This window comes from Streptomyces sp. NPDC091271, assembly GCF_044757505.1.
Lineage (GTDB): Bacteria > Actinomycetota > Actinomycetes > Streptomycetales > Streptomycetaceae > Streptomyces.
Window position 1 is genome coordinate 348,689 of record NZ_JBIVVD010000009.1, and the last position, 24,053, is coordinate 372,741.

At 70.4% G+C, this 24,053-nt stretch carries 15 protein-coding genes and 2 pseudogenes; 6 read left to right on the top strand and 11 right to left on the bottom strand.

Annotated features, from left to right (window positions below):
* Window positions 1–86 precede the first annotated feature (86 nt).
* From ACIQM3_RS33855 to ACIQM3_RS33865, 3 genes and pseudogenes are all read right to left on the bottom strand, one after another.
* Window positions 87–971, bottom strand: coding sequence for a hypothetical protein (locus tag ACIQM3_RS33855; protein WP_401631176.1), 885 nt, complete (start codon window positions 969–971; stop codon window positions 87–89).
* A 16-nt stretch (window positions 972–987) separates the two neighbouring features.
* Window positions 988–2,033 (bottom strand): annotated as a pseudogene (locus ACIQM3_RS33860) (helix-turn-helix domain-containing protein).
* A 282-nt stretch (window positions 2,034–2,315) separates the two neighbouring features.
* Window positions 2,316–2,741: an ATP-binding protein gene (locus ACIQM3_RS33865; protein ID WP_401631178.1), complete on the bottom strand. Its 426-nt coding sequence runs from the start codon at window positions 2,739–2,741 to the stop codon at window positions 2,316–2,318.
* Between the two features lie 163 nt (window positions 2,742–2,904).
* On the opposite strand from ACIQM3_RS33865, the gene ACIQM3_RS33870 reads away from it, so the two are divergent.
* Window positions 2,905–3,786: a helix-turn-helix domain-containing protein gene (locus ACIQM3_RS33870; RefSeq protein WP_401631180.1), complete on the top strand. Its 882-nt coding sequence runs from the start codon at window positions 2,905–2,907 to the stop codon at window positions 3,784–3,786.
* On the top strand, window positions 3,783–3,992 hold the full coding sequence (locus ACIQM3_RS33875) for a DUF397 domain-containing protein (protein ID WP_401631181.1): 210 nt from the start codon (window positions 3,783–3,785) through the stop codon (window positions 3,990–3,992). The genes ACIQM3_RS33870 and ACIQM3_RS33875 overlap by 4 nt, the downstream gene beginning before the upstream one ends.
* 50 nt (window positions 3,993–4,042) lie before the next feature.
* Here the strand turns inward: ACIQM3_RS33875 and ACIQM3_RS33880 are convergent, their stop codons facing one another.
* The 3 genes from ACIQM3_RS33880 to ACIQM3_RS33890 form a co-directional block, all read right to left on the bottom strand.
* Complete coding sequence (locus tag ACIQM3_RS33880; RefSeq protein ID WP_401631183.1) at window positions 4,043–8,194, bottom strand: Eco57I restriction-modification methylase domain-containing protein; 4,152 nt, start codon at window positions 8,192–8,194, stop codon at window positions 4,043–4,045.
* A complete protein-coding gene (drmD, locus tag ACIQM3_RS33885) occupies window positions 8,194–11,376 on the bottom strand; it encodes a DISARM system SNF2-like helicase DrmD (protein ID WP_401631185.1) in 3,183 nt (1,060 codons plus the stop codon). Before drmD ends, ACIQM3_RS33880 begins: the two co-directional genes overlap by 1 nt.
* Window positions 11,377–11,584: 208 nt before the next feature.
* Window positions 11,585–12,865, bottom strand: a complete 1,281-nt coding sequence (locus ACIQM3_RS33890; RefSeq protein WP_401631187.1) for an LCP family protein — start codon at window positions 12,863–12,865, stop codon at window positions 11,585–11,587.
* Between the two features lie 119 nt (window positions 12,866–12,984).
* Between ACIQM3_RS33890 and ACIQM3_RS33895 the strand changes: the two genes are divergently transcribed.
* Entirely contained in the window at window positions 12,985–13,533 is a 549-nt protein-coding gene (locus tag ACIQM3_RS33895; protein ID WP_401631189.1) for an acyl-CoA thioesterase, read from the top strand.
* A gap of 27 nt (window positions 13,534–13,560) precedes the next feature.
* Here the strand turns inward: ACIQM3_RS33895 and ACIQM3_RS33900 are convergent, their stop codons facing one another.
* Window positions 13,561–14,688 carry an Lrp/AsnC family transcriptional regulator gene (locus ACIQM3_RS33900; protein WP_401631191.1) on the bottom strand — a complete coding sequence of 376 codons (1,128 nt, stop codon included), beginning with the start codon at window positions 14,686–14,688 and terminating at the stop codon, window positions 13,561–13,563.
* Window positions 14,689–14,747: 59 nt separating this feature from the next.
* On the opposite strand from ACIQM3_RS33900, the gene ACIQM3_RS33905 reads away from it, so the two are divergent.
* Both ACIQM3_RS33905 and ACIQM3_RS33910 read left to right on the top strand, forming a co-directional pair.
* Window positions 14,748–16,025: a M20 family metallopeptidase gene (locus ACIQM3_RS33905; protein WP_401631193.1), complete on the top strand. Its 1,278-nt coding sequence runs from the start codon at window positions 14,748–14,750 to the stop codon at window positions 16,023–16,025.
* 4 nt (window positions 16,026–16,029) lie between these two features.
* On the top strand, window positions 16,030–17,454 hold the full coding sequence (locus ACIQM3_RS33910; protein WP_401631195.1) for an MFS transporter: 1,425 nt from the start codon (window positions 16,030–16,032) through the stop codon (window positions 17,452–17,454).
* A gap of 16 nt (window positions 17,455–17,470) precedes the next feature.
* Here ACIQM3_RS33910 and ACIQM3_RS33915 read toward each other — a convergent pair whose 3' ends face one another.
* Window positions 17,471–18,835 (bottom strand): LCP family protein, encoded by a 1,365-nt coding sequence (locus ACIQM3_RS33915; RefSeq protein WP_401631197.1) that lies wholly within the window; start codon window positions 18,833–18,835, stop codon window positions 17,471–17,473.
* Between the two features lie 331 nt (window positions 18,836–19,166).
* Between ACIQM3_RS33915 and ACIQM3_RS33920 the strand changes: the two genes are divergently transcribed.
* Entirely contained in the window at window positions 19,167–20,189 is a 1,023-nt protein-coding gene (locus ACIQM3_RS33920; protein ID WP_401631199.1) for a glycosyltransferase family 2 protein, read from the top strand.
* Window positions 20,190–20,253: 64 nt separating this feature from the next.
* Here ACIQM3_RS33920 and ACIQM3_RS33925 read toward each other — a convergent pair whose 3' ends face one another.
* The 3 genes and pseudogenes from ACIQM3_RS33925 to ACIQM3_RS33935 all read right to left on the bottom strand — a co-directional run bounded on the left by ACIQM3_RS33925 (window position 20,254) and on the right by ACIQM3_RS33935 (window position 24,044).
* Window positions 20,254–21,936 (bottom strand): LCP family protein, encoded by a 1,683-nt coding sequence (locus tag ACIQM3_RS33925; RefSeq protein WP_401631201.1) that lies wholly within the window; start codon window positions 21,934–21,936, stop codon window positions 20,254–20,256.
* Between the two features lie 49 nt (window positions 21,937–21,985).
* Window positions 21,986–22,355 (bottom strand): annotated as a pseudogene (locus tag ACIQM3_RS33930) (LytR C-terminal domain-containing protein); the annotation flags it as partial.
* A 396-nt stretch (window positions 22,356–22,751) separates the two neighbouring features.
* Entirely contained in the window at window positions 22,752–24,044 is a 1,293-nt protein-coding gene (locus ACIQM3_RS33935) for an LCP family protein (RefSeq protein ID WP_401631203.1), read from the bottom strand.
* Between the last annotated feature and the right edge of the window lie 9 nt (window positions 24,045–24,053).

Sequence of the window (24,053 nt, forward strand, 5' to 3'; positions counted from 1 at the left end):
TCGGTGGAGACATCCGCATGGACCCGGGCACCCTTGGACGTGTGGGGAGCTGGGCCTGGGAACGGGGTGCGGTCACCGGTCCGGGTTCACTCCTCGGTGAAGACGTCCTCGGCGGTGGTTGCGGTGACGGCACTGCTGAACCACTGGTCCAGGAGGTGCAGGTCGTCGCAGTCGGCGATCTTCTGGCGGGCCTCGTCCGGGACGGGGACGCCCCGCAGTTCGAGCAACCGCAGGATGTCCTCGGCCCGGCCCTTCGCTCGGCCTTCGAGTCGGCCTTCGTCCCGGATCTCCTCGGAGAGGGGCGAGGTGTAGAAGGAGAGGTCCACGGCCACCAGGTTCCTCCATTGTCGTGCGGCGGGGCGGTTGCCCAGGCCTTGTGCGGTGAGTTCGATGAGCGGGTTCGCGATGCTTTCCGGCGTGTCCCGCAGGGTGGTCGACAGCGTTTTCAGTATGGCACCGATGTCCGGATCGTCGGCGTGCGTGATGAGGGCCAGCGTGGTGAACGCCGGGTCCTTGCGGGCCTCGGCCACGTCGGTGATGAGGGGCATGTTGTGGGGCCCGGCGACGAGGGGGCGCAGGGTGAGCGCCGGCCACTGCGGTGCGCCCAGGGGGACGGGGCGGGCCGCCCATGCGGCGGTGCCGCGATCCTGGCAGACGACGAGCAGGGTGGTGGGGAGCCGGTACTTCTCCAGGAGGTGGGCGAGGTAGTAGGCCCAGCTGGTCGGCTTGTCGGGGTCCTTTTTGCCCTGGGCCTCGACGGCGAGGAGGAAGGGGCCGTCGTTCTCGGTCTCGATGCGCAGGAGGGTGTCGACTCGTCGTTCCAGTGGCCGGTTCTCGGTGAGGTCGGTGGTCATGACCTTCGCGGAGGTGGCGGGTGGGAATGTGACGCCTAGCGCTTCGGAGACGCTGGTGAACAGGCTCGGGTATTCCTGGAAGACGCGGTGCATCGCTTCGTGCGGTGCGCTGACCATGGTGTTCCGTTCGGGATCAGGCTGCTGTGGGCAGGTCGGTGCGGCAGTCGCGGCAGTGTCCGGGGTGGCGTGAGCGGAAGGCGCGGTCGCAGCGGTCGCAGTTCTGCAGCGGGATGACGATCGCGCGGGGGCGTGCAGGCGGTGCGAGGTCCTGGGCACCGGGGAGCGGGGGCGGCAGGAGCGTGGTGACGCGGTGGCGCAGCAGCTTCGCCGGATGCCTGAGCGGGACCGGCAGGTCGTGGGTGAGGGCGTGGCGGACGGTGTCGGGGTGGGCGTCGCGTTCGAGCCAGGCGGCGACACCGGGGGTGAGGGTGTTGATGTCCTGCTCGGAGAGCGTGAGTTGGGGCGCGTGACGGCGCAGGTCGGCGAGGAGCGCGGAGGCCGCCCGCTGGAGCTCTTGGGTGAGCGCCTGAGGCTGGGGCAGCGGCGGGGGTGGGGTGATGCGTGCGGTGGGAGGCGGTACGAGGACGGGGGCGGGCTGCGCCTGCGGTGCGGGTTCCGGCTCTGGTGGTGTGGTGACCGGCCGGGGTGCGGGCGGCTTCGGCGCAGGGTCGGGTACGTCGGCGGCTACCGGCTCGGGGAGCGGTCGGGGCGGCTCGGGTGCGGGAACGGGTTCGCTCGGGCGGGCCGTGTGGGGCGGAGGTACGGGCCGCTTGGGCCTGGACTGCGGCCGAGGCGTGGCGGTGGGCGCGTCCGCGCCCGGCTGGTTGCACGAGAGCGTGCGCGTCACGATGCGGCCGTCTGGCAGGCGTACGCGGCTGCGGTGGAGATAGCCCGTGGCTTCCAACTCCCGCAGGGCGGCGGCGAGGCGGTCTCGCTCTCCGGGAAGCGTTCGGCGAGCCGCTTGATGCCGATCTTCGCCCCGGCGGGCAGCGACTGGATGTGCACGGCGAGCCCGATCGCGACGAGCGAGAGGCCGCGGTGCTGGGCCAGGTGGTTGCCGATGACGGTGAACCCGGCGGCGTGCCGCACGTTGAGGTGGATGACACCGGATGACGGTGTGACGTCCCCGGGTGACGGGGGCGGGGCGCACGGGGGCGCGATAGCCTGCTGGGTATCCATCGGGAAGGTGCTTCTTCCTCGGTGGTCAGGCCCTCGATCGGGATTCTCAGTCCCGGCCGGGGGCCGTCGCATGTCTGCGGTGGTCGGGGCGAGCATATGCCTGGCAAGCCACCCTAAATCCAGCTCAGTTGCCCTATGTCACCCGCGCGAGTGATGTGGACGGGAGTGGGTCGGGTTGGGGTGGGGAAGGTCATTTCTCCAGTTTCTTTAAAGCTTTATGCGTCGTGGGGCGCCGTGTCGCGGCTCACCGGGTCGTGGGTTCCCGCGACCCGGTGGCGGCGGTCACGGTGCGAGGTCGAGTTCGGCCCAGACGGTCTTGCGCGGGACGGGCCCGACGTCCACGCCCCAGCGGTCCGAAAGCGCCTCGACGATCAGCAGGCCGCGCCCGGATTCCGCGTAATCGGCTGGTGGTGCCGGGGGTGGTGGCCGCTCTCCCCGGGTGTCGGTCACCGCGATGCGAAGGAGTTTGTCGTCGTGGACCGCGAGGCTCAGTTGGAAGTCCCGCCCCGATACGCGGCCGTGGACGGTGGCGTTCGTCGCCAACTCGGCGACGATCTGTGCGGCTGACTCCGTGGGCAGCCCCCAGTCGCCCAGGTGCGCCGTGGCGAGGAGCCGGGCGAGCCGCGCGCCCCGGCGGGTGGGGGAGAGCAGCACGGTGAACTGCCGGGTGAGAGCGGAATGTTCGGTTCGGGTGATTTCTCGGGTCACATCACTCAGCGTGGCCGCGCGCGCGTACCGTGAATAGCGACGAGGCCCTTACGTACGGTGATTGTCCCGCGCTTGTCCAGAGCTGTCCCGGCTGTCCGGGGTGACCGGCTGGGGACGTACAGGGTTGAGCAGGAACGGCATGCACGTCGGAAGTGGGGCACGGATGAGCGTGGACGAGGCGGGTACGCAGCGCGTGGAGGACGGCGGGGCGGACGAGCCCGGCTGGGACGTCGATCCCGACGACGAGTCGGGGGTGGCGGTGGTCGCCGCTGTGGGACGCCAGATCAAGGCCTGGCGTGAGGCGGCCGGCATGCGGGCCGGCGAGTTCGGAGCGGCGATCGGGTACGGGGAGGACCTGGTCCGCAAAGTGGAGGGCGGGCGGCGGATTCCTCGACCGGAGTTCCTGGACAGGGTGGACGAGGTAGTCGGTGCAGGCGGCAAGATCGCTGCGATGAAGCAGGATCTGGCGCAGATCCGCTACCCGAAGAAGGTGCGGGACCTGGCAAAATTGGAGGCCAGAGCGGTCGAGCTGCTGTCATACGGGAGCCACGCTCTGCACGGGCTGCTACAGACGGAGGCCCATGCCCATGCCCTGTTAAGGACCAGGCGACCTGCCTACTCTGCTGACCAACTGGAACGCATGCTGGCGGCGCGGATGGCTCGGCAGTCTGTTCTTGACCACTCAGCCGCATTGGATCTCAGCTTCGTCCTGGAAGAGGCGACGCTTCGCCGTCCGACCGGGGGCACAATGGTGCAACGCCAACAGCTCGAACGACTGTTGGAAGTTGGGGGGAGGCAGAACATCGAGATTCAGGTGATGCCGTTGAGCCGCTGGGATCACCCGGGCACGGGTGGAAGGATCCAGGTACTCAAGTTCGGTGACGGCTCAGCAATGGGTCGGACCGATGACGAGTACGGGGGGCGGCCCATTTCCGACCCGAAACAACTTCGAGTGCTTGAGCTGCGGTACGGCATCATCAGGGCTCAGGCGCTCCCGCCGGGGGAGTCCCTGGGCCTCATCGATGAAGTGCTGGGAGAGACATGATCCGCAAGAAATCCGCCGAGGGGTCCGGCTTGCTTGTCTGGTCCAAGAGTAGCTACAGCGACACTAGCAATGGTAACGACTGCGTCGAGGTCGCGGCAGCCTCGGGCATGGTGCACGTGCGCGACTCCAAGAACGTACCGGGTCCACAGGTTGGTTTTGGGGCGACCGCCTGGGCCGACTTTGTGACCCACACGGCCGTTAGCTGAGAGTCCCGAGCCCCGAACCGAGTAGGCCTCGACGTCGGGACGCACCGCTGTCAGAAGATTCCGTTGGGGTGGGCGAACAACCCGTCCTGGAAACCCTCTTCGGGCACTGGCTCTGGCTTGGCTGAGGGCTTTCGTGCCGGGGATGCCTTCTTTCGGGCTCCAGGTACTTGGAGCCCGGATCTCTGCTCCTCCTGGTAGCGAGCGTGGTTCAGTTCCAGGAGCCGGTCCAGGACTTCGGTCTGGGCAGCGGGCGCGATGGTGAATCGGGGCCCCCGCGGGGATTCATGGATGCCGTGGCGCAGCACTAGATCGTCCCAGCCGTAGGCCTCGATGGCCGCCTGGTCTACTTCCACGTGGGCCGCGCGAACAGAGCAGACATCGGTTGCCTGCTCAGCCTCTGCGTGGACCAGGTTGTAGAGCTTAGTCAAGCCGATATTCCGGTGCGTCATGGTACTTCGCTGGGTCGCTTCCAGTGAGGTGCCTGCGGTGACTAGGCGTTCGGTCTCGCGTGGGCGAGGGAAGGTGTCGAACACGTCGGATGGGGCGTACCGGAGATCGCCTCGCATATCTCCAGAATATCGAAGTGCCCACCAGTAGTGGAGAGCACTCGACAATGGACCCAGCTGCGCCATGCTGTTGGTCGAAAACGTGACGATCTGCTCGCTTGTCACCTGGCCCGTATGAATGCGAACTGGCACCACCGTCTTACTTACTCGTGCGATCACGATCACCCGGTCCAGGTCGCCAATCGCCTTCAACATTGCTGGACGCTTCTCCGCGTACTGCCACCAATAGTCCCGATACACCTTGCGATTGTTCTCCAGCCGCACCGGCTTGACGTCCCGCTCCACGATCGCGAACACGTCCTCATACGTCGAGGCCTTCTCCTCCGACCAGTCGTGGAAGTTGATCACCCACCGGCTGGCCGAGCAGTCCGGTCGCGAGTTCAGGTCCTCCCCGTTGAGGTACGGGAAAAGCACGTCCCTGTTGCGCGGGTCCTTCTCGATCAAGGCCAGAGCCACCTCCGGCTGGAGCACGAAGCCCTTCCCCAGCACGTACGACCCGATGAACGACTGCCCCGCGTTCGCCGCCAGCCGGTACGGCTTGCCGCTCACTCGGGACTGCGGGTCCAGACCCGAAGTGATCCCCCGTACATCGTCCCCGTCCAGCACCGGCTGTTCGCCCTCGCCTGTGCGTCCGCCCAGCCACAACAGCGAGACCTCCAGCGCGGCCGTCCCTGGCCAGGGCTGGGACTTGATCGCCCGGTAGACCGTCCACCCGGCGGCGGTCGCCTGGTCCAGCCCGACCTCGCGCGTATCGCCCTGAGCGATCGTGTTCGTTGCGATGATGCCCGTACGGCGCCCCGGTGCCAATGACAGGTTCCGCAGCAGGAAGTACGCGCACAGGTCCGCGCTGCCTCGCTGTCCCCCGCCGATCCGGTTGACCAGATACTCGCGGTAGTCCGTGCCGAGCGCACCGGTCAGCTTCTGGCCCCCGATGAACGGCGGGTTCCCCACGATCGCGTCGAACCCCGACGCACCCCCCACCCCCATGATCTCCGGGAACTCCAGCGGCCAGTGCAACGGCCGCACCGCAGCAGCCCGCTCACCCGTCAGCCACCGGTCCACCATCTCCCGCGCCTGCTGGCCCTCGTACGACCACCCGGTCCCCGGGCTGTCCTCGGCCCGCTCCTCCTCCAGTGCCGTAGCCACCAGCCCGGCAACTGACTCCAGCCGGTTCCGGTAGGCCCGCTCCTTCGCGTTCTCCTTCGCGTCCCGGAACTGTGCCGCGCCCCGCTTGCCGCCGACCTTCTCCTCGCCGGTCAGGTCGGACGCCTCCTCGTCGGAGATTCCCTCCGCCGCCAGCGCCGCGCCCACCACCGCGTCTGCTGCCAGCCGCAGTTGCTCGGACAGGGCCTCCGCCGCCCGCAGCTTCTCCGTCTTCGCGTGGACGCTGCGGATGTCGTGGACCGGGGTCGCCTCGATCTCCCGACGCAGCGCCGCCGCCTCCGAGAGCACCGTCTCTGTGACGTCCAGCGCCCGCGACACCTCCGGGCTCAACTGCCGTGCGCCCGACTCCAGGTGGAACGCCTTGATCTGCTCCACGTCGATGACGCCGACGAGCGAGTCCCCGAACCGCAGGGCGTGGTCCAGGAACGAGAACGGCCGCCCCTTCGCCAGGGTGACCAGCCACAGCGACAGCTTGGCCAGTTCCACCGCCATCGGGTCCCGGTCCACCCCGTACAGGCACCGGTCGGCCACCAGCCGCCGTGCCACCCGCAGCAGTTCGTCCCGGTCGTCCGCACCCACATCGCGGCGGACCTCGTCCGGCAGGCCGTCCCGCAGCCAGGCGTCCACCACTCGGTCCGAGAGATACCGGCAGGCGGAGACCAGGAATGCGCCGGACCCCATCGCCGGGTCCAGCACCCGCAGCTTCAGCAGCTCCTCGGCCGGCTTCGCCTTCCACACGCCGACGGCCGCACCCTCCGCCGGACCGGGGGAGAAGCACAGCGGGGCGAGCGTGTGCTCGACGACCTCCTCCGCGAGCTTCTTCGGGGTGTAGTGCGTTCCCGTGTTGCGGCGGTTGCCGGAGCGGACCATCACCATGGAGCCGGCCGGGAACACCATCGGTTCGCCGCGCAGGTCGTCGCCCACCAGACCGGCGAACGGGGCGATGCGCGCCGCCAGCTCGTCGTCGTTGCCCGCCGAGGCGTGCAGCTCGGCGGTGACGGTGCCCGCCTTGTCCAGGGCCTTGCGGATCTGGGCGACGGACGTGACGCCCGTCGCCTCCTTCAGCTCACGCTCGATCGACCCGGCCGCCTGCCACTCTTCCAGCTCGGCCAGTGGCAGCACCGCCTCGTACTGCCCGTCACGGCCGAGGACCACACCCACGTACGGCTGGTGCGCCCGCTCGCAGCCGTACTCCAGCAGACCCTCGTAGACATGGCCGATCTGCTCGACGTCCAGGCCCTTGTACGACATGGCCTCGCGGCCCTTGCCCTTGCGGCGCAGGACGAGGAGCGCGTCGAGGATCTTGTGCACGACCCGGTCGGTGACCTTCGCCCCCGCCAGCCACGGGAAGCGGGACGGATCGAAGAGCGACCCACCGTACGCCGGAATCCACAGCTCGTCGTGAGTCGAACCGCCGTGGATCGCTCCGAAGACGGCGAGCAGCTGCGGCCAGGCGGAAGCCCGGCGGTCGCCGAGCTCGCCGCCGTGCAGGGAGCGCTCGGCGTCCAGGGCCTCGTGTAGCGGGGCGACGGCGTACGACTTCGCGTACAGGCGGTCGTCGGAGGGGAGCAGCCGCTGCTCCTCCGCGTACAGGAGGAAGACCAGCCGCATCATGACGGTCAGCGCGCTGTCGTACAGGGGCTTGGCGTCGACGTCGGCGAGCAGTTCGCCGTTCGCCTCGCGATCCAGGCGGGACAGCTCGGCCACCAGCAGCGCGACGGCCGCGCGGACCTGCTTGCCGAGCGTGTCGGTGACGTCCGCCTGCTGGGCGGCCGTCCGGGCGAACAGCGCGGTGAGCGAGGAGGTGTGCGCACCCTGGGCGTCCCGCTCGGGCAGCGCGGCGCGGCGGACGTGCAGGAGGCTCGCGAAGGCTCGCAGGAGCAGGGGCTCCTCCAGCCACAGGTCGGCGTCGAAGACGGCGACCGTGGTGGCCTCCTTGGGCCGGGCGTGGACCAGGGCCCACTCGCGGCCGTTGGTGGCCACGGCGAGCGGGACGTCCCGCCAGCGGGCGAGGTCCGCGGCCCGGTCCACCAGGGAAGGGGTGTCGCCCTTGGCGCGGGTCAGGGAGCCGCCCCACTCCGGGGTCCGGAAGAACAGGACGCGCGCCGAGAAGCCGTCCGGACCGGGGCCGACCAGCACCGCGTCGGGGGTGTTCGCACCGGCCCGCACGGACTCCGGCATTGCCGCGCCCTCGCGCAGGCCGGGCGTCCAGCCCAGCAGCTCACCGAGGATCAGCCGCTCCCAGCCGTGACGCAGCAGGGCCGGGTCCTCCTGGACCTCCTCCCAGGCCTGGCGCATCCGCCGTACGGTCTCCGGCGGCACGGTGTCCAGGCCCTGCGGGAACACGTCGGTCAGGACCGGCAGCGAGAGGAACGGGCCGTCCGGGCGGAGCAGCCGCAGCCACTCCTCGTGCTGCTCGACGGGCGTGGGGATGTGGCCCGTCACGGGGGCGCGGCGGTTGGCGGGGGGCATCAGTGACGGTCTCCACGAGCGAGGGCGGACGGGACGAGGAAGGTGACGGAGACGGGGAACCAGCGGGGTGTCGGATCGGCCCAGCGGCTGCGGAGCGCCTGCGTCTCGGACTCGACCAGCGCGGGGATGGCGTCCCGGCGCTCCGCCAACGCCTCGCGGTCGGCACGGAGCTGGCGGCGCTCGTCGTCGATGTCGAAGAGCGAGCCCTGCTCCCAGTATCCGTGATCGTCGAGGCGGTCACGGATGGAGCGTTCCAGCTCGGCGAGGACCTTGCGTACGCCCTCCACCTCCTCCTCGCACCGGGTGGCGAGGAGCTTCTCCACCGAGCGGAACCTGGTGTGGGCACGGTTGCGCAGGGCCCGTGAGAGCCGGTCCTTCAGCTGCTCCGGCCAGAGCTCGGTGAGCCGGTCGGTGACATCGGCGGCGGGCAGGTCCTCCGACGCGGCGGCGAGCCAGGCGTCCAGCTCCTCCTGCCGTGCGGTCTCCAGCTTGCCGCCGGTGATCGCACCCCCGGCGGTGATGATCTCCTCGTGGAGCCGGGTGCCGCCACGACCGGAGATGACCACCCGGCCATGGGCGATCACGGCGGGCGTACGCAGCAGATCACCCGGGACCACCCGGGCGGTGACCCGGGACAGCTTCGCCCGCCTGCCGTCCGACCACAGCTCGGCGCGCAGCAGCCGCAGACACATCTGGACGAGGCGGTGGCCCAGGTGCAGCAGGACGACGTCCGTGCGCCGACGGGCGTCCCGCTCGTCGAAGACCACCGGACGCTCCTGGCCCGTCAGCGGATGGCGCAGCCCGTCGTTGCGGGCGTGCGCCCAGGCGCCGGGGAGCTCGGGGAGCCGGAAGCAGCGCGCGGGGGAGTCGCCGCCCGCCGGGTCGGGGATCTCGGCGAGGTCCTTGCGGTGCGCGAGCTGAAGGCCCGTCCGCACGACGCGTTCCACGGTCTCGGGTGTGAGGTGCAGGGTGTCGCGGCTGCCGGCGAGCTCCGCCACCAGCTTCTCCAGCTCCTTGGCGAGGTCCCGGTCCACCTTGAGGACGGCCTGCCCCGAGCGCCTGCTGATCTCGGCGTCGGCCGTGGTCCAGTCGGAGCGCCGCCCCAGCATCTTCTGCTCGACCTGCGCGGCGATGACCTCACCGGCACTGCCGAGGTCCTCGCGGATCTGCTCCGTCTTGCGGGCGGCGACAGCCAGGAAGTGGAGCTCGTCCTCCAGGGTGCCGTCCTCGTGGCGGGAGTCCGGATCGTCGTCCTCGGCCGCGCTGAACCCTTGCCAGCCCTCGGGGACGAAGTGGAAGACGTCCACCTGGTCCGCTTGCTGCCCGTGCCGGTCGATACGGCCGTTGCGCTGCTCCAGGCGGTTGGGATTCCACGGGATCTCCCAGTGCAGGAGCCGGTGGCAGTGGGCCTGGAGGTTGATGCCCTCACTGGCGGCGTCCGTGGCGAGCAGGATGCGGACCGGCGAAAGGGACGGGTCCTCCTGGAAGACCGTCTTGATGTGTTCGCGCTCGTCCGGCTTCTGACCGCCGTACAGCTGGGCGATCCGGTCCGCCGGGTATCCGGCGGCGATCAGCCGGTCGAAGAGCCAGCGCTGGGTGTCGCGGTACTCGGTGAAGATGATCACCCGGTCCGGCTCCCAGTCCCCGGCCGGACCGTTCTTGCAGACGATCGAGTCGAGCCAGCCGCGCAGGGCGACGAACTTGGCGTCCGGCCGCTTGGTGGCCGTACGCGCCCACACCGACAGCTCCTTCAGCTGGGCGTGCTCGGCGGCGGACAGGGTGCGCGAGGCCTGCCGCACCGCGGTCAGTGCCCGTTCGGCCGCCTCGGCGTGGTCCTCGTCGCTCTCCGCGGTCTCCTCCACCCGCTCGATGAGCGGACGCAGCACCTTCTCGCTCGGGGCCTGCTCGGCCTTGGGCCCCTTCGTCATGGTCTCCAGGTGGACGTCGATCGTCTCGGCGAAGGCCTTGGGGGAGGAGAGAAACCGCTTCTTGAGCAGGGTCGTTACGAAGTCGGAGGCCGTGCGGGCGGCAGCACCGTCACCGGCCTCGCGGCGGGAGCGCGCGTAGGCCGACAGCTTCGCGTACGCGGCGCGCGCCTCGTCCGCGTACCGCACCTCGAGCGCGTGCGGCACCCGCTCCGGAAAGCGTGCCTTGCCGTCCCACGTCTTCGGGAGTTCCGACTTGAGACGTCGCACCATGACACGGCGCAACTGCTCGTCGGAGGGCTTCACTCCTCGGGCGAAACGGTGGTCGTCCAGGAGCTCCAGGAGGGCGGTAAACGACTCCAGGAAGCCGTTGTGCGGGGTCGCGGAGAGGAAAAGGCGGTGCTCGCAGTGCGGCGCGAGCATGCGGATCGCGTTCGTACGCTGCGAATCGACGGCGTACCGGCCGGTCCCGGACGGTGCACAGGTGTGCACCTCGTCGACGACGAGCATGTCGAAAGCGCGCGGGTACTCGGGAAGGTGCGGCAGGACCTCCCGCAACATGCGCAGCGGCCGGTCACGCTTCAGCCAGTCCACCGAGACGATCAGCCGCGGATAGTGGGTCCAGGGGTTGGTGTACGGGCCGTGTGTGCGGCGGAGCTCTCTGAGTAGCACGCTGTTCACGATCCGGAAGTCCAGGCCGAACTTGTCCCGCATCTCGTCCTGCCACTGCAGAGTGAGCCCGGAAGGACAGACGATCAGCATCGTGCGGGCCCGGTGGCGGAGCATCAGCTCCTGCATGACCAGGCCGGCCTCGATGGTCTTGCCGAGACCGACGTCGTCCGCGATCAGCAGGTTCGTCCGCGGCATGGAGAGGGCACGGACGACGGGCGCCAGCTGGTAGTCCTGGATCTCGGCACCGGACCGGAAGGGTGCCTGAAGAGCGGTCTTGTCGGCGGACGCGATCGCACCCCAGCGCACCGCGTCGAGGAACGCGTCCAGACGGTCCGGGGCATCGATACCGGCGGCAGGGGAGGGCAGCTCGTACTGCTGGTGGACCACCGCGCCCTGCTCCAGCTCCCACACCACCCGGAGTTCTTCGTCCCGGGCGTCGTCCTCGACGGAGACCAGGACCACCAGGTGCGGTGCCGATGCTCCCGCCGTACGGGCCGGGTCCTCGGAGGAGACGGCGGAGCGGGAGACCTCCGTGACGACCCAGGGGCGGTTCCGCACGGTGACGAGCTGACCGTGGGCGGGCACGGTTGGGTCCTCATCGATGCCGGCTTCGGGCTGTGCTACCCCTACGGTCACGTCCGTCATCGATGACACCCCTGATCTCGTCCCACGGCTGCACGCGAGAAACGCCGCGCCGCCGACCCCTCCGGGCAGCTTAGAGGCAAAAGCAGACGCGCTGGAGAAACAGGAAGATCCGGACGGCGGACCGTCCGGATCTTGTGGGTACCTCGGTTCAGTTGCCCTTGACCGTGACCTTCTCGTCGTTCTTCAGCTGCTCCACGAGCTGCTTGACCTTGTCCTTGTCCCAGACGAGGTTGCCGTTCACGCTCCCGCCCGTGAGCGGGATGTTCATCGACGTACCCTCACCGCCCGTCACGCCCTTCATCGCGAAGAACATGTTGCCGAGCGACCAGAGCGACATGTCCTTGTCGACGATCAGCGTGTCCAGGCCCGCACCCATCGTCGGGTAGAGCTTGAACGGGTTGAGGATCGTCGACGGGGTCGCCGTCTGGGAGGCCAGGGCCGCGAGGAACTTCTGCTGGTTCTTCGTGCGGTCCAGGTCGCTGCCCGCGAACGCGTACCGGGTACGGACGAAGGCGAGGGACTGCTCGCCGTTCAGGGTCTGCTTGCCGGCCTGGAAGTCGGCGCCGGAGTTCTTGTCCTTGAAGGCCTTGGGGATGTCCATCTCGACGCCGCCGATGGCGTCCACGATGTTGGCGAAGCCACCGAAGCCGATCTCGACGTAGTGGTCGATGCGCAGCCCGGTGTTGAACTCGACCGTGCGGACCAGCAGCTCCGGGCCGTCCTCGGCGTAGGCGGCGTTCAGCTTGGTCGTGCGGCCCGTCCCCGCGAACTTCTTGCCGGACTCGGAGCCGACGAAGCTGGGGATCTCGACGTTGGAGTCGCGGGGGAGCGAGATCAGCGTCGGGCCGTTGGAGCCGTCGTGCAGGATCATCATCGAGTCGGTCCGCTTGCCCTCGGCGGATCCGGTGTGCAGCTTCTTCTTGTCCTCGGCGGTCATGCCCTCGCGGCTGTCGGAGCCCACGACCAGGTAGTTCGTGCCGTCGCCCTCGCCCGGCCGCTCGATGACCTTGGAGAGGTCGACCTCGCGCTTGAGCTTGCCGTCGGCCCAGAAGTACGTGCCGACGGAGACGGCGAGCACCACGACGACGAGGGTCAGTACGCCGACCTTGATCCGCCGGCCCCAGTTCGGTGCCGCACGGGGCTGGACGTAACCGCTGTCACCCCCGCGGCCGCCGTGACCGCCACCGCCGGGGCCGCCGCCGCGCTGGCCGCCGCCGTACACCTGGCCTGTGTTGTAGCCGCTGTCGTAACCGGGTCCGTCCTCGTAACCCTGTCCCTGCTGCGGGGGGATGTGGGGCGGGGACTGCGGCGGCGCGGGGCGCCGCCGGACGTGCGGCATGGCGCGGGCGCTCTCGGGGCGGGGGCTTGCGCTGCCCCGCCCGTAGCGTTCGCCTTGTCCGCCGTTCCGTCCTTCGGGCCAATCGCTCATGCGGACCAGTGTGCCGTCTCGGCCTGGGGCTCTTACAGGGTGTACGGGGGATCGGGGCAGGGCTGTTGCGAAGCTGATGCAATGCAACCGGGTGCAAGCCCCCGCATAAGGTGGACGGCATGACAGATCAGTCCCAGCCACCGGAGGGCGATATTCCGGGCAAGCCGACTTCGGCCTCCCGGACCACCCTCAGCCACATCATGACCGGCAACGACACCAATCTCCTGGGCACGGTGCACGGCGGCGTGATCATGAAGCTGGTCGACGACGCGGCCGGTGCCGTCGCGGGCCGGCACTCCGGCGGCCCGGCGGTGACGGCCTCGATGGACGAGATGGTCTTCCTTGAGCCCGTCCGCGTGGGTGACCTTGTTCACGTCCGCGCCCAGGTGAACTGGACCGGCCGCTCCTCGATGGAGGTCGGCGTGCGCGTCATGGCCGAGCGGTGGAACGAGTCGACCCCGGCCCAGCAGGTCGGCAGCGCCTACCTGGTGTTCGCGGCGGTCGACGAGGACGGCAAGCCGCGCCGCGTACCGCAGGTGACCCCGGAGACGGAACGCGACAAGAGGCGCTACCAGGAGGCCCAGATCCGCCGCACACACCGCCTCGCACGCCGCCGTGCGATCAAGGAGCTGCGCGAACAACGAGCGGCCGAGGGCATCGACGACTAGCCCCCGCGGCGAGCGGCCGGGCGGGGGTCAGCGCGGGGCGCGTAGGCGTTCCAGTAGTGCGTCCTCGGCCTGTTCCGCGCCGGGTTCCTCCCAGAACGTCACCGGGACCCCCTTGATGTGGCGGCCGAGCGGGTCCAGCACATGGCTGGCGATCTTGAGCTGCCACAGGGCGACCGCACGGTCCGCGACGGTGAGCTCGGGAAAACGATCCGCCAGCCTGGCCTCGAACGCGCCGATGTCCTCGGCGGAGCGCAGCCACACCGTGAGCATCAGATTGTGCGGGCCGGTCAGCGACGCGCAGAGCCGGGTCTCCCGCATGCGGATGAGCTGGGAGGCGATGCGTGAGGTCTCACCGGCCGGGGCGATGCCCCAGAGCGTGACCGAGATCGGCCAGCCGGACAGGTAGCGGGCCACCTCGCAGCGGTAGATCAGCGCGTCCTGCCGGTGCATGCGGTCCAGCCTGCGGCGCACGGTGGTGGGGCTGACCCCCAGGCGTTCGGCGAGGCGGGCCGCCGGCTGGCGGAAGTCCTCGCTGAGCAGCAGGTAGAGCTGGGCGTCCAGCGCGTCCGGGGCGGGCAGCCCCCGCCGTGGCAGGGCCGGCGTCCGGTCCTTCGCCAGCAGGTCCTGACTGTCCGGGTCCAGCCGGTCCAGCCGCCAGCGGCTGCCCTCGGTATGCACGGCGGTGGCCGTCTGGGACCGGGTGGCCGAGACCCCGGGCAGCCGGCCGAGGCGGAAGCCGACGTAACGGGCCAGCATCGCCAGGCCGGGGAAGGCGGCGGTGAGTATCAGGTCCCGGGCGCCGGTGACGTGCTCGATGGTGATCAGATGCGGATCGTCCGCGATCTCCGCCGCCACCTCGTGCAGCGCCCCGGCCGCGCAGTCCACCTCGATGAACGCGATGATCGGCACCGTCGGCCCCACCGCCACCGTGTAGCAGCTGAGCCAGGCGTGCCCGGCCTCCGTGAGCCGGTTCCACCGGCGGGCCGCCGTCGAGGCGTCTATGCCGAGGACCTTCCCGATCTGCGCCCACTCCGCCCGGGGGGAGGTCTGGAGCGCCGTGATGAGGAGATAGTCCAGCTCGTCCAGCGGCTCCGGCTGCTCCGTGCGCAGCAGGCGCTCGGGGAGCCCGGTGGATTCGTGCGTCGATCGGCTCATGGGGAGCGCTTTCCTGCGGACGATCATGGTCGAGGGCTTTCGCTCCGCACGATACGCCCATGTCTCTGCTCCACGAGGCCCGTGACCTCGCCCCCGTCCTGACCGAACTGCGCCACGCCCTGCACCGCGAGCCGGAGCTGGGCCTCGGCCTTCCGCTGACCCAGGCGAAGATACTCGCCGCGCTGGAGGGCCTGGATCTGGAGATCCGGACCGGCAAGGCGCTGAGCTCCGTGACCGCCGTGCTGCGCGGCGGCCGGCCCGGCCCCGCCGTCCTCCTGCGCGGTGACATGGACGCGCTCCCTGTCCAGGAGGACACGGGGCTTCCGTACGCCTCCGTCATCGACGGCCGTATGCACGCGTGCGGACATGACCTGCACGTCACCGGCCTCGTCGGCGCGGCCCGGCTGCTGGCCGCCCGGCGGGATGAGCTGGCCGGGGACGTCGTCCTCATGTTCCAGCCCGGCGAGGAGGGCCAGGGCGGTGCGCAGATCATGATCGACGAGGGCGTCCTCGACGCCGCCGGGGAACGCGTCGTCGCCGCGTACGCCCTGCACGTGATCTCCACCAACGCGCCCACCGGGTTCGCCGCCACCCGGCCCGGTCCCATGCTGGCCGCCTCGGACGCGGTGGAGGTCACGGTGCGCGGGCGGGGCGGGCACGGTTCCTCACCGCACTCCGCCGCCGACCCGGTGCCCGCGCTGTGCGCCATGGTCACCGCGCTCCAGACGGCCGTCACCCGCGAGATCGACGTCTTCGATCCGGCCGTCGTCACGGTCGGGAGGATCGAGGCGGGCACCGCGGCCAACGTCATCCCGGAGACCGCCTCGTTCTCCGCCACCGTGCGGACCTTCTCCGACGCCTCCCACGCACGGGTACGCGCCGCCTTCGAGCGGACCGTGCACGGTGTGGCCGCCGCCCACGGGGTGAGTGCCGAGATCGACTACGTCGAGCAGTACCCGCCGACCGTCAACGACGCGGACGAGGCGGCGTTCGCCCTGGAGACCGCGCGGCAGGTCCTGGGCGAAGGGCGCGTCTTCGAGGCGCCCAAGCCGATGGCGGGGGCCGAGGACTTCTCCTTCGTGCTCCGGAAGGTGCCCGGCGCGTTCGTCGGCCTCGGGGCCTGCCCGCCCGGCACCGACCCGGCGACCGCGCCGATGAACCACTCCGCGCAGGCCGTCTACGACGACGACGCCCTGCCGTACGCCGCCGCCCTCCTCGCCGGGCTGGCGCTGCGCCGGCTCGGCACCCCGCTCGCACCCTCGGAGGCCGGCATCTCCGCCGCGGCGCCCCCCGCCCCCTCCGCCGCTGCGACCCCCGCCCCCTCCCCGCAGGAGTAGCACCGTGACCGCCACCGCCACCCCGCCGCCGACCGCCCCTGCCGAGCAGCCGCTGCCCGCGTCCGTCACCGCCGTCGTCGGGCTGCTCATCCTCTTCGAGGTGACCAGCGGCTTCCTGCAGGTCGGGCTCGCCCCGCTGCTGCCCGATCTGGCCGATCACCTGGGCATCGGCTCCGCCGCCCTGAACTGGGTCGTCTCCGTACAGCTGCTGGCCGCGGCCGTCTGTGTCCCGCTGTTCGGACGCCTCGGCGACCTCTACGGCCACCGGCGGATGCTCCGCGTCGCCCTGGCGGCGATCGCGGTGGGCACCCTTGTCGTCGCGCTGGCCCCGGACTACGCGACGCTCCTCACCGGCCGGGTGCTCCAGGGACCGGTCGCCGCCCTGCTGCCTCTGGAGATCGCACTCGTACGCGACCGGCTCCCGGTCGCCGGCGCGCGGCGTGCGATCGCACGCCTGGTGGGTGCGCTGACGCTGGGCGCGATGGCCGGCGGGGTCGTGATGGGGCTCGTCGACTCGGCGTTCGGCAACCTGCGGCTGACCCTGCTGGTGCCCGCCGCTCTCGCCGTGGTCTGTGTGCCCGTCTCCTTCGTCGCGGTGCCGGAGTCGCGGAACAGGGCCGGCGGCCGGGTGGACTGGGCCGGGGTGGTGCTGCTCGGCGGTGCCATGGTCGCCCTGCTCGGCGGGGTCTCCGGGGCGGAGAGCGGCTCCTGGGGTTCCGTACGGGTCCTGGGGCCCCTGGGGCTCGGAGTCGTGCTGCTGGCGGTGTGGGTGCTGGTGGAGCTGCGCAGCTCCGAGCCCCTGGTCGACGTGCGGGCGCTGGCCGCCCGGACCACCGCCCCGTTCTACTGCGCGGCGTTCCTGTTCGGCGTCTTCTACTTCGGGAGCCAGGCTCCCAACTCCACCTTCTACGCGGCGGACCCGGAGGTCACCGGGTACGGGTTCGGACTGAGCGCGCTGTCCATCTCGCTGGTCCTGCTGCCCGGTGCCGTCGGCAGCGTCATCGGTTCGCTGGGTACGGCCGCCGTCGCCCGGCGGCTCGGCTACCGGCCCACGCTGATGGTGGCCTTCGGGCTGGTCGCCGTGACCTTCCTGCAGTTCGCGTTCGTGCACGAGGAGATCTGGCAGATGGCGGCCGGGTCCGCGTTCACCGGCCTGGGGATAGGGCTGGCCCTCGGGGCCATGCCGACGGTGATCGTCGAGGCCTCCGATCCGTCGGCGACGGGCATCGCCGCCGCGCTGTACAACAACGTGAAGACGCTGGGCGGGGCCGTGGCGGGCGGTGTCTTCGCCGCCCTGCTCGGCGCCTTCCTGTCGGACTCCACCGGTGAACCGGGCGAGGGCGGCTACACGGCTCTCTGGCTGGTCGCCTCCGCCGCCGCGGTCGTCGCCCTCGTGGCGACGGCGTTCTCCCGGCGCCGCGAGGGGTGACCTCCGGAGGGCGCGGTCAGGGGCAGACCACCTGGTCGCCCGTCACCGTGCCGAATTCGCCACGCTGCGGGTCCTCGGCCTTCACGCGCTGCACCTCGGTGAAGTCCGAGCCCGCCGTGACCTTCATGGTCCCGCCCTGCCCCTTCACCGCCCGGAGCTCGCATCCGGGCAGCGCGGTGGCCAGGGACTTCGCCGAACGGTCCCAGCGGGGGTCGTAGGTGACCAGCGTCCGCCGCAGGTCGTGCGGTCCGCCGTTGAGCGGGGAGCGGGTGGTGTCGAAGCCGGTGGAGCGCAGAGCCGCGTCGACGTCCTGGCCGAGCCCGTCCTTCGGCGTCCCGTTGTAGACCTGCACCCGGATCTGTTCCGGGGCCACCTCGACGGGCGTCGCCTTGGGCTGCTTCGGCAGGTGCGGGGCGAGCGGCTTGTCCTCGCGCAGGGCCTGGAACATCTGCTTCGACTTCGCGGCATCCCACTTCACCGTGGAGCCGATGCCCTTGACCTGGTAACCCTTCTCCTCAAGGGGCACGGAGGCGAATTCCGAGGAGGCCGGGGTGAAGCCGCGCATCGCCTTGCCGAGCTCCAGCATCTGCTCCGTGCCGAAGCCCTTGTCGGCCCGGACCGATTCGAGCATCGACGAGGCGACCTGCTGGAATTTCATCGGGTTCATCAGCACACCGCTGCTGGTCGTCTGCTTGATCAGCGCGGCCATGAACTTCTGCTGGCGCTGCATCCGGCCCAGGTCGGCCGCCCCGTCGAGGTGGCGGGAGCGCACGTACTGGAGAGCCTGCCCACCGTCCAGCTCGTGGGTGCCGGCGGCCAGGTCCAGGCCGGTGTACGAGTCCTTGAGCGGCTTGGCGGTGCAGATCTTCACCCCGCCCAGGGTGTCGACCGTCTTCATGAAGCTGGTGAAGTCGACCTCCAGATAGTGGTCGATCTTGACGCCCGTCATCTGCTCGACGGTCCGCACCGTGAGGTGGGGTCCGCCCTCGGCATAGGCGGCGTTCAGCTTCACCGGGTGGGCGGAGTGCTCCTTGCCGGTGGTGCCGTCGGTGTGGGCCGGGAGCTCGGCGTAGCTGTCGCGCGGCAGGCTGATGACGCTGGCCCGCTGCTTGTCGGCCGAGACATGGACGAGCATGAGGGTGTCGGTGCAGTGGCAGGGGGCGCCGCCCAGCTTGTACTTCTTCTTCTCGGCCGCGCTGATCCTGTCGCGGCCGTCGGTGCCGACGAGCAGGAAGTTCATGCCGTGGCCGCCCTGGGGACGGTTCTTCATGTCCTTGAACGGGTCGACCCGGTCGATCCCCGTCTCCAGACCGCTCACCACGGCATGGCCGATGCCGCCGGCACCGAGCACCAGCACGGACAGCCCGGTGACGACCCGCATACCCCACCGGGGTGGCGGTTTCCGCCCGCCGGACCGGTTCCGCAGCCCGGCGCCCCCGGCTCCGGGCTGCCGTGAGGGCCTGCGCTGCGGGCCGGCTGTGCGGGGGTGCGGTGGACGGGGCGATCGGTGCGGCGTGGGCACGAGGGACACCTCCGCGGTGCGAGTAGGACTTTCGCACGGTAGGCCCATACGATCTGCGGACCGGGACGCAGACCCGGCGGCGCGCGCCGCTGTCCCCCGTTCGCGGTAACGTGGCGGCCGAATCACGCCGCCACCTGGGGTGCGAAATCCCCCGGAACCCCGGCACCCCCGAGGACCCCCCGAGGACCACATGTCTGCCGCGCAGTACCCCGCCGTCTCCGTGATCATGCCGGTGCTCAACGAGGAACGCCATCTCAGGAACTCGGTCCGGCACATCCTGGAGCAGGAGTACGCCGGCGAGATGGAGGTGGTGATCGCCCTCGGCCCCTCGAACGACCGTACGGACGAGATCGCTGCCGAGCTGGTCCAGGAGGACTCCCGGGTCCACACCGTCCCCAACCCGACCGGCCGCACCCCCGCCGCGCTCAACGCCGCGATCAAGGCGTCACATCACCCGATCGTGGTACGGGTCGACGGCCACGGCATGCTCTCGCCGAACTACATCGCGACAGCTGTCCGCCTCCTGGAGGAGACCGGCGCGCAGAACGTCGGCGGCATCATGCACGCCGAGGGCGAGAACGCCTGGGAGGACGCCGTCGCCGCCGCGATGACGTCGAAGATCGGCGTCGGCAACGCGGCCTTCCACACCGGAGGGGAGGCGGGCCCGGCCGAGACCGTGTATCTGGGGGTCTTCCGTCGCGAGGCGCTGGAGCGCGCCGACGGCTACAACGTCGAGTTCGTCCGCGCGCAGGACTGGGAGCTGAACTTCCGGATCCGCGAGGCGGGCGGCCTGATCTGGTTCTCGCCGGAGCTGAAGGTGCAGTACCGCCCGCGGCCCAGCATCCGCGCCCTCTCCAAGCAGTACAAGGAGTACGGCCGCTGGCGCCATGTCGTGGCCCGCTACCACTCCGGCTCGATCAACCTGCGTTACCTGGCCCCGCCGACCGCGGTCTGCGCGATAGCCGCGGGCATCGTCGTGGGCGCCGCCGTCACCCCGTGGGCGTTCGTCGTGCCGGCCGGGTACGTCGCGGCCATCGTGGCCGGGTCGCTGCCCGCGGGCAAGGGCCTGCCGCTCAAGGCGCGGGCGCAGATCCCGGTGGCGCTGGCCACCATGCACATGTCCTGGGGGTACGGCTTCCTGACCAGCCCCCGCGCGCTGGCGAAGCGGGTCATCGCCAGCCGCCGCCCGGCCGTACGGGAACAGACGGCCTGACCGCCGCCGCCACAGGAAGAAGGGCCCCGCCGTCGACGGCGGGGCCCTTCTCACACGTACGACCTCACCAGGTGAAGCTCGGGTTGACGTGCATGCACGCCTCCTCGTCCGCGCCGTTGAGCGGGTTCGCCGAGTCCGGTGTCTTCTCCTCGGCGGCCTTGGCGGGGTACGCCTCGTCCTTGCGCCAGTCGGCTCCCACGGCCAGGACGATGCCCGAGACGTCGGTCGACTTCTTCACCTGGGACACCGGGATACCGAGCGCCTTGGCGACCGCCTGCGCGTCACCCTCCAGGTCCGCGCTGGGATAGAGGATGCCGGTCGTCCTGGCGGCCTCGACGTTCTGCTGGTCGACGGTCGCCTTGGCGAAGCCGGCCTCGGTGAGCAGCTCCTGGACCGTGGTCGCCCGGCCCTGGACCGGGCCGAGGGTCTCCGTGGAGCTCGCGTTGCGCACGCTGACCGCGATCTCGGCGGTGGGGGCGGCCTGGTCCTTGGCCACGGGAGTCTTGCGCTTGGACGCCTTGCCGTCGAGCGGGATGTCCTCACGGACCATCCGGAAGACCTGCTCGGCCTCCTCGGCCTTCGGGTACACCCGCCCGCTGAACTGCCCCGTGCCGTAGACGTTCGGCATGGTCGTCATGGTGATGCGGTCGGTCGGGGCCTTCTTCAGCTCCTCGGCCAGGTCGTACAGCTTCTTGACGGTGTCGAGGCCCTTGTCGACCGTGAGCGCGCTGGTGGCCGCCTCGGCGAGGTCCATCAGCTTCCCGGGGTCGGTGAGTTTGGTGCCCTTGCGCAGCTCGCGGACCATCGAGTTCAGGTACTGGTGCTGGGCCTTGGTCCTGCCGAGGTCCGTGTTGTCCTCGAAGCCGTAGCGCGTACGCAGCCACTGGAGGGCCTGCTTGCCCTTGACGGAGGTGGTGCCCTCCTCCAGCTTCAGTCCGGAGCCCTTGCCGTCGCTGGTGTGCGAGTAGACGTTGGCGTCGACACAGACGGGGACACCGCCGATCGCGTCGGCCATGGAGACCACACCCGCGAAGTCGATCATCATGAAGTGGTCGATGGTGATGCCGGTGAGCTCGTACCAGGCGGCCACCGTGCACCCTGGGCCGCCGCGGCCCAGGCTCTCGTTGGTCTGGACGTCGACCGTGCCGGCCGGGTAGACCTTGCCGGTGTCGGGGTCGGTGCACTTGGGCATCTTCAGCATGGTGTCGCGCGGCATGCTGATGACCGAGATGTTGCTGCGGTCCGCGGAGAGGTGGAGCAGCATCTGTACGTCGGCGAGCGGCGTGCCTCCGAAGGTGTCCTTCGCGCCGCCCAGCTTCTGGTTGGCCTTGGAGTCCCTGGCGTCGGATCCGATGAGCAGGATGTTCAGAGGCGTCTGCCCGGCGGAGTTGGCCTTGTGGTCGGCCATCTCCTTGTCGCCGAGCGTCAGGTCCTCTTTCCTGATGTTGCCGTTGAGGTGCTTGTAGTAGATGTAACCGGCGCCGCCGGTGCCGAGTATCAGCAGCGCGAGAACGCACGCCACCCAGCGCAGGACGCGTCGCTTCCCGCCCTTTCCGGCGGTCCGCCGCGCGCGGCGTCCGGGCCTCCCCGGAGGGTTCCCGGCCTGGGGCGGGGCCGTCCGGGCCCGTCGGCCGTGGCCGCTCCGCCCGGCGCCGCCCGGTGCGTCACCGCCGGCTTCGCCGCCCGGCGGCCCGTCGTGCCGGCTGCGTGGCCGTGTCCCCTCCCCGCGCGTGCTGCTACGTCCCACCAGGATCCCCCTGCTCCTCAGAATTCTGCTGTGGCGCGACGACCGGTCGTCACTTCGCGCATTCCGCCTTGTCGGCGCTTGCCCTCTGCATGTCTTCCGGCGCCTTTGCCGGACCGGTGACGGGTACGCCCGCGCCCTTGAAGTCGGCTCCCAGGGTCAGCACCATCGCCTGATCGCCCCCGGCCCCCTGCCCGAGCGCTGTGGCGGGCAGGCCCCAGGAGGTCCGCGAGCGCACGGGCCTGGTCCGGGGTGTACGCCGGCGTCGTCCTGGCGGTCTTCGCCGGGGCGTTCGCCCTGTTCGTGGAGCCGGCCACGCCCTGCTCGTCCCGCAGCCAGGTGACGGTGGCGGCCGCCGCGCCGGTGATGTCGCCGCCGTTGACGACGTCGACGCGTATGCCGGATGCCTCGGCCCCGCTGCCGGATTCGCCCCGGCCGGCCGGCCGATTCGTCGTACGGGAAGGGCCGGACGACTCTGTTCCGGAGTGGTTCAGTCGCAATTCGTAATTGCCGGTCCGCGGGTTGAGCACCCACTGGTCGGCGGGATCTATTTCGTCCGCCCGCCCACGGCTATGCGCGTCCACGGTTTCCTGAATCCTCCGTCGGTGCCACGCGAGGCGCCTCCCCCGGCCGGGCGCTCGGTCGTCCGCTCCGGCCGTGCGCGGCCTGATGACCGCGAGCACCGGATCGCGTCACACTATCCGGCGGAATCAGCCACAGGGGGTGTGCGTGACACATTCCATGCTCTTTACAACCGGGCATTCTGCCTATTCCGCTCCGTTTTGCCGTCCATGTCTGTTGATGTCTTGGGAATTGTTTTACGAGCCGCACGGGTCATCTGCGGCATTCGACCCCGAATAGGTGGGTGCCGGGGTCGGGCTCGCGTCCGAATCGCCTGGCTTCTGGCCGGACGGGTCCTTCCCGGAGCTGTGATCTGCCTGTGAATCCCCGGATTTGATTTCCTCGGCTGGGACCACGGTGACGGGCTCGTCCTTGCGCAGCTGCGTGAAAAGCCGGCCCGCGTCCGGCTGCACGAGCTCGTCGCGGTTCGGGTCGGCGCGGTACTCCCTCCGGGGAACGGTCAGGAACTGCACCTTCTCCGTGGGGACGTTCCGCATCCCGCGCACCAGGTCGTACAGGTCCCTCAGGGAGTCGAGCCCCTGGTCGGTGGTGAGCGACTTGGTCGCCGCGTCCAGCACCGGGTAGAGCCGTGTCGGGTTCAGCAGCACGCCGTTGCTCTGCATCTTGTTGACGAGGGCCCCGAGGAACTTCTGCTGACGGTCCATGCGCTCGGTGTCGCTGCCGTCGCCGATCGACTTACGGGCCCGTACGTATCCCAGGGCCTCCTCGCCGTCGAGCTTCTGGCGGCCTGCGGGGAGCTTGAGGCGGGCGTCCACGTCGTCGACCGGCTCCTTGAGGCAGACCTCCACGCCGTCCACGGCGTCGACCATGTCCTTGAAGCCGTTGAAGTCGATGACCATGTGGTGGTCGACGCGGATGCCCGTCATCTCCTCGACCGTACGGATCGTGCAGGCCGTGCCGCCGAGCTCGAAGGCCCAGTTGAACTGGGCGAACTGCTTCTTCGTGGCCTTGCCGTCGTCCTTGTGGCAGCTGGGGATCTCGGCCATGAGGTCGCGTGGGATCGACACCGCGGTCGCGCTCTCACGGTCGGCCGCGAGGTGCAGCAGGATCGTGGTGTCCGAGCGCTGGCTGCCGCCGTCGTCACGGCCGTACCGGCTGTTGTCGCCGGAGCGGGTGTCGGAGCCGATGAGCAGGATGTTCTGGGCGCCCCTCGCGACCGGCCGCGGGCGCTCCTTCTCGTACGCCTTGAGCTCGGCGGCCGCGCTCGTGTCGGTGCTGATGTTGCCGTCGAGCTTGTTGTAGAGCCACCAGCCGACCCCGGCGGCGACCAGTACGAGGAAGGAGGCGGCGAGAGCGGTCCAGCGGAGCCAGGGCCGCCGGCCGGTCCCGGGGCCGGGCCGGGGGCGCTCGGCCCAGGCGCCGGCCGTGGGGCCGCCGTCGCTCCCGTCCGCGGACCCGCCCCCGGCCGAGTCGTCCGGGCGGTCCGGTTCGGCGGGGGTGCCGGGGCTGTCGCTCACGTCTGCGTCCATCCTTCACGT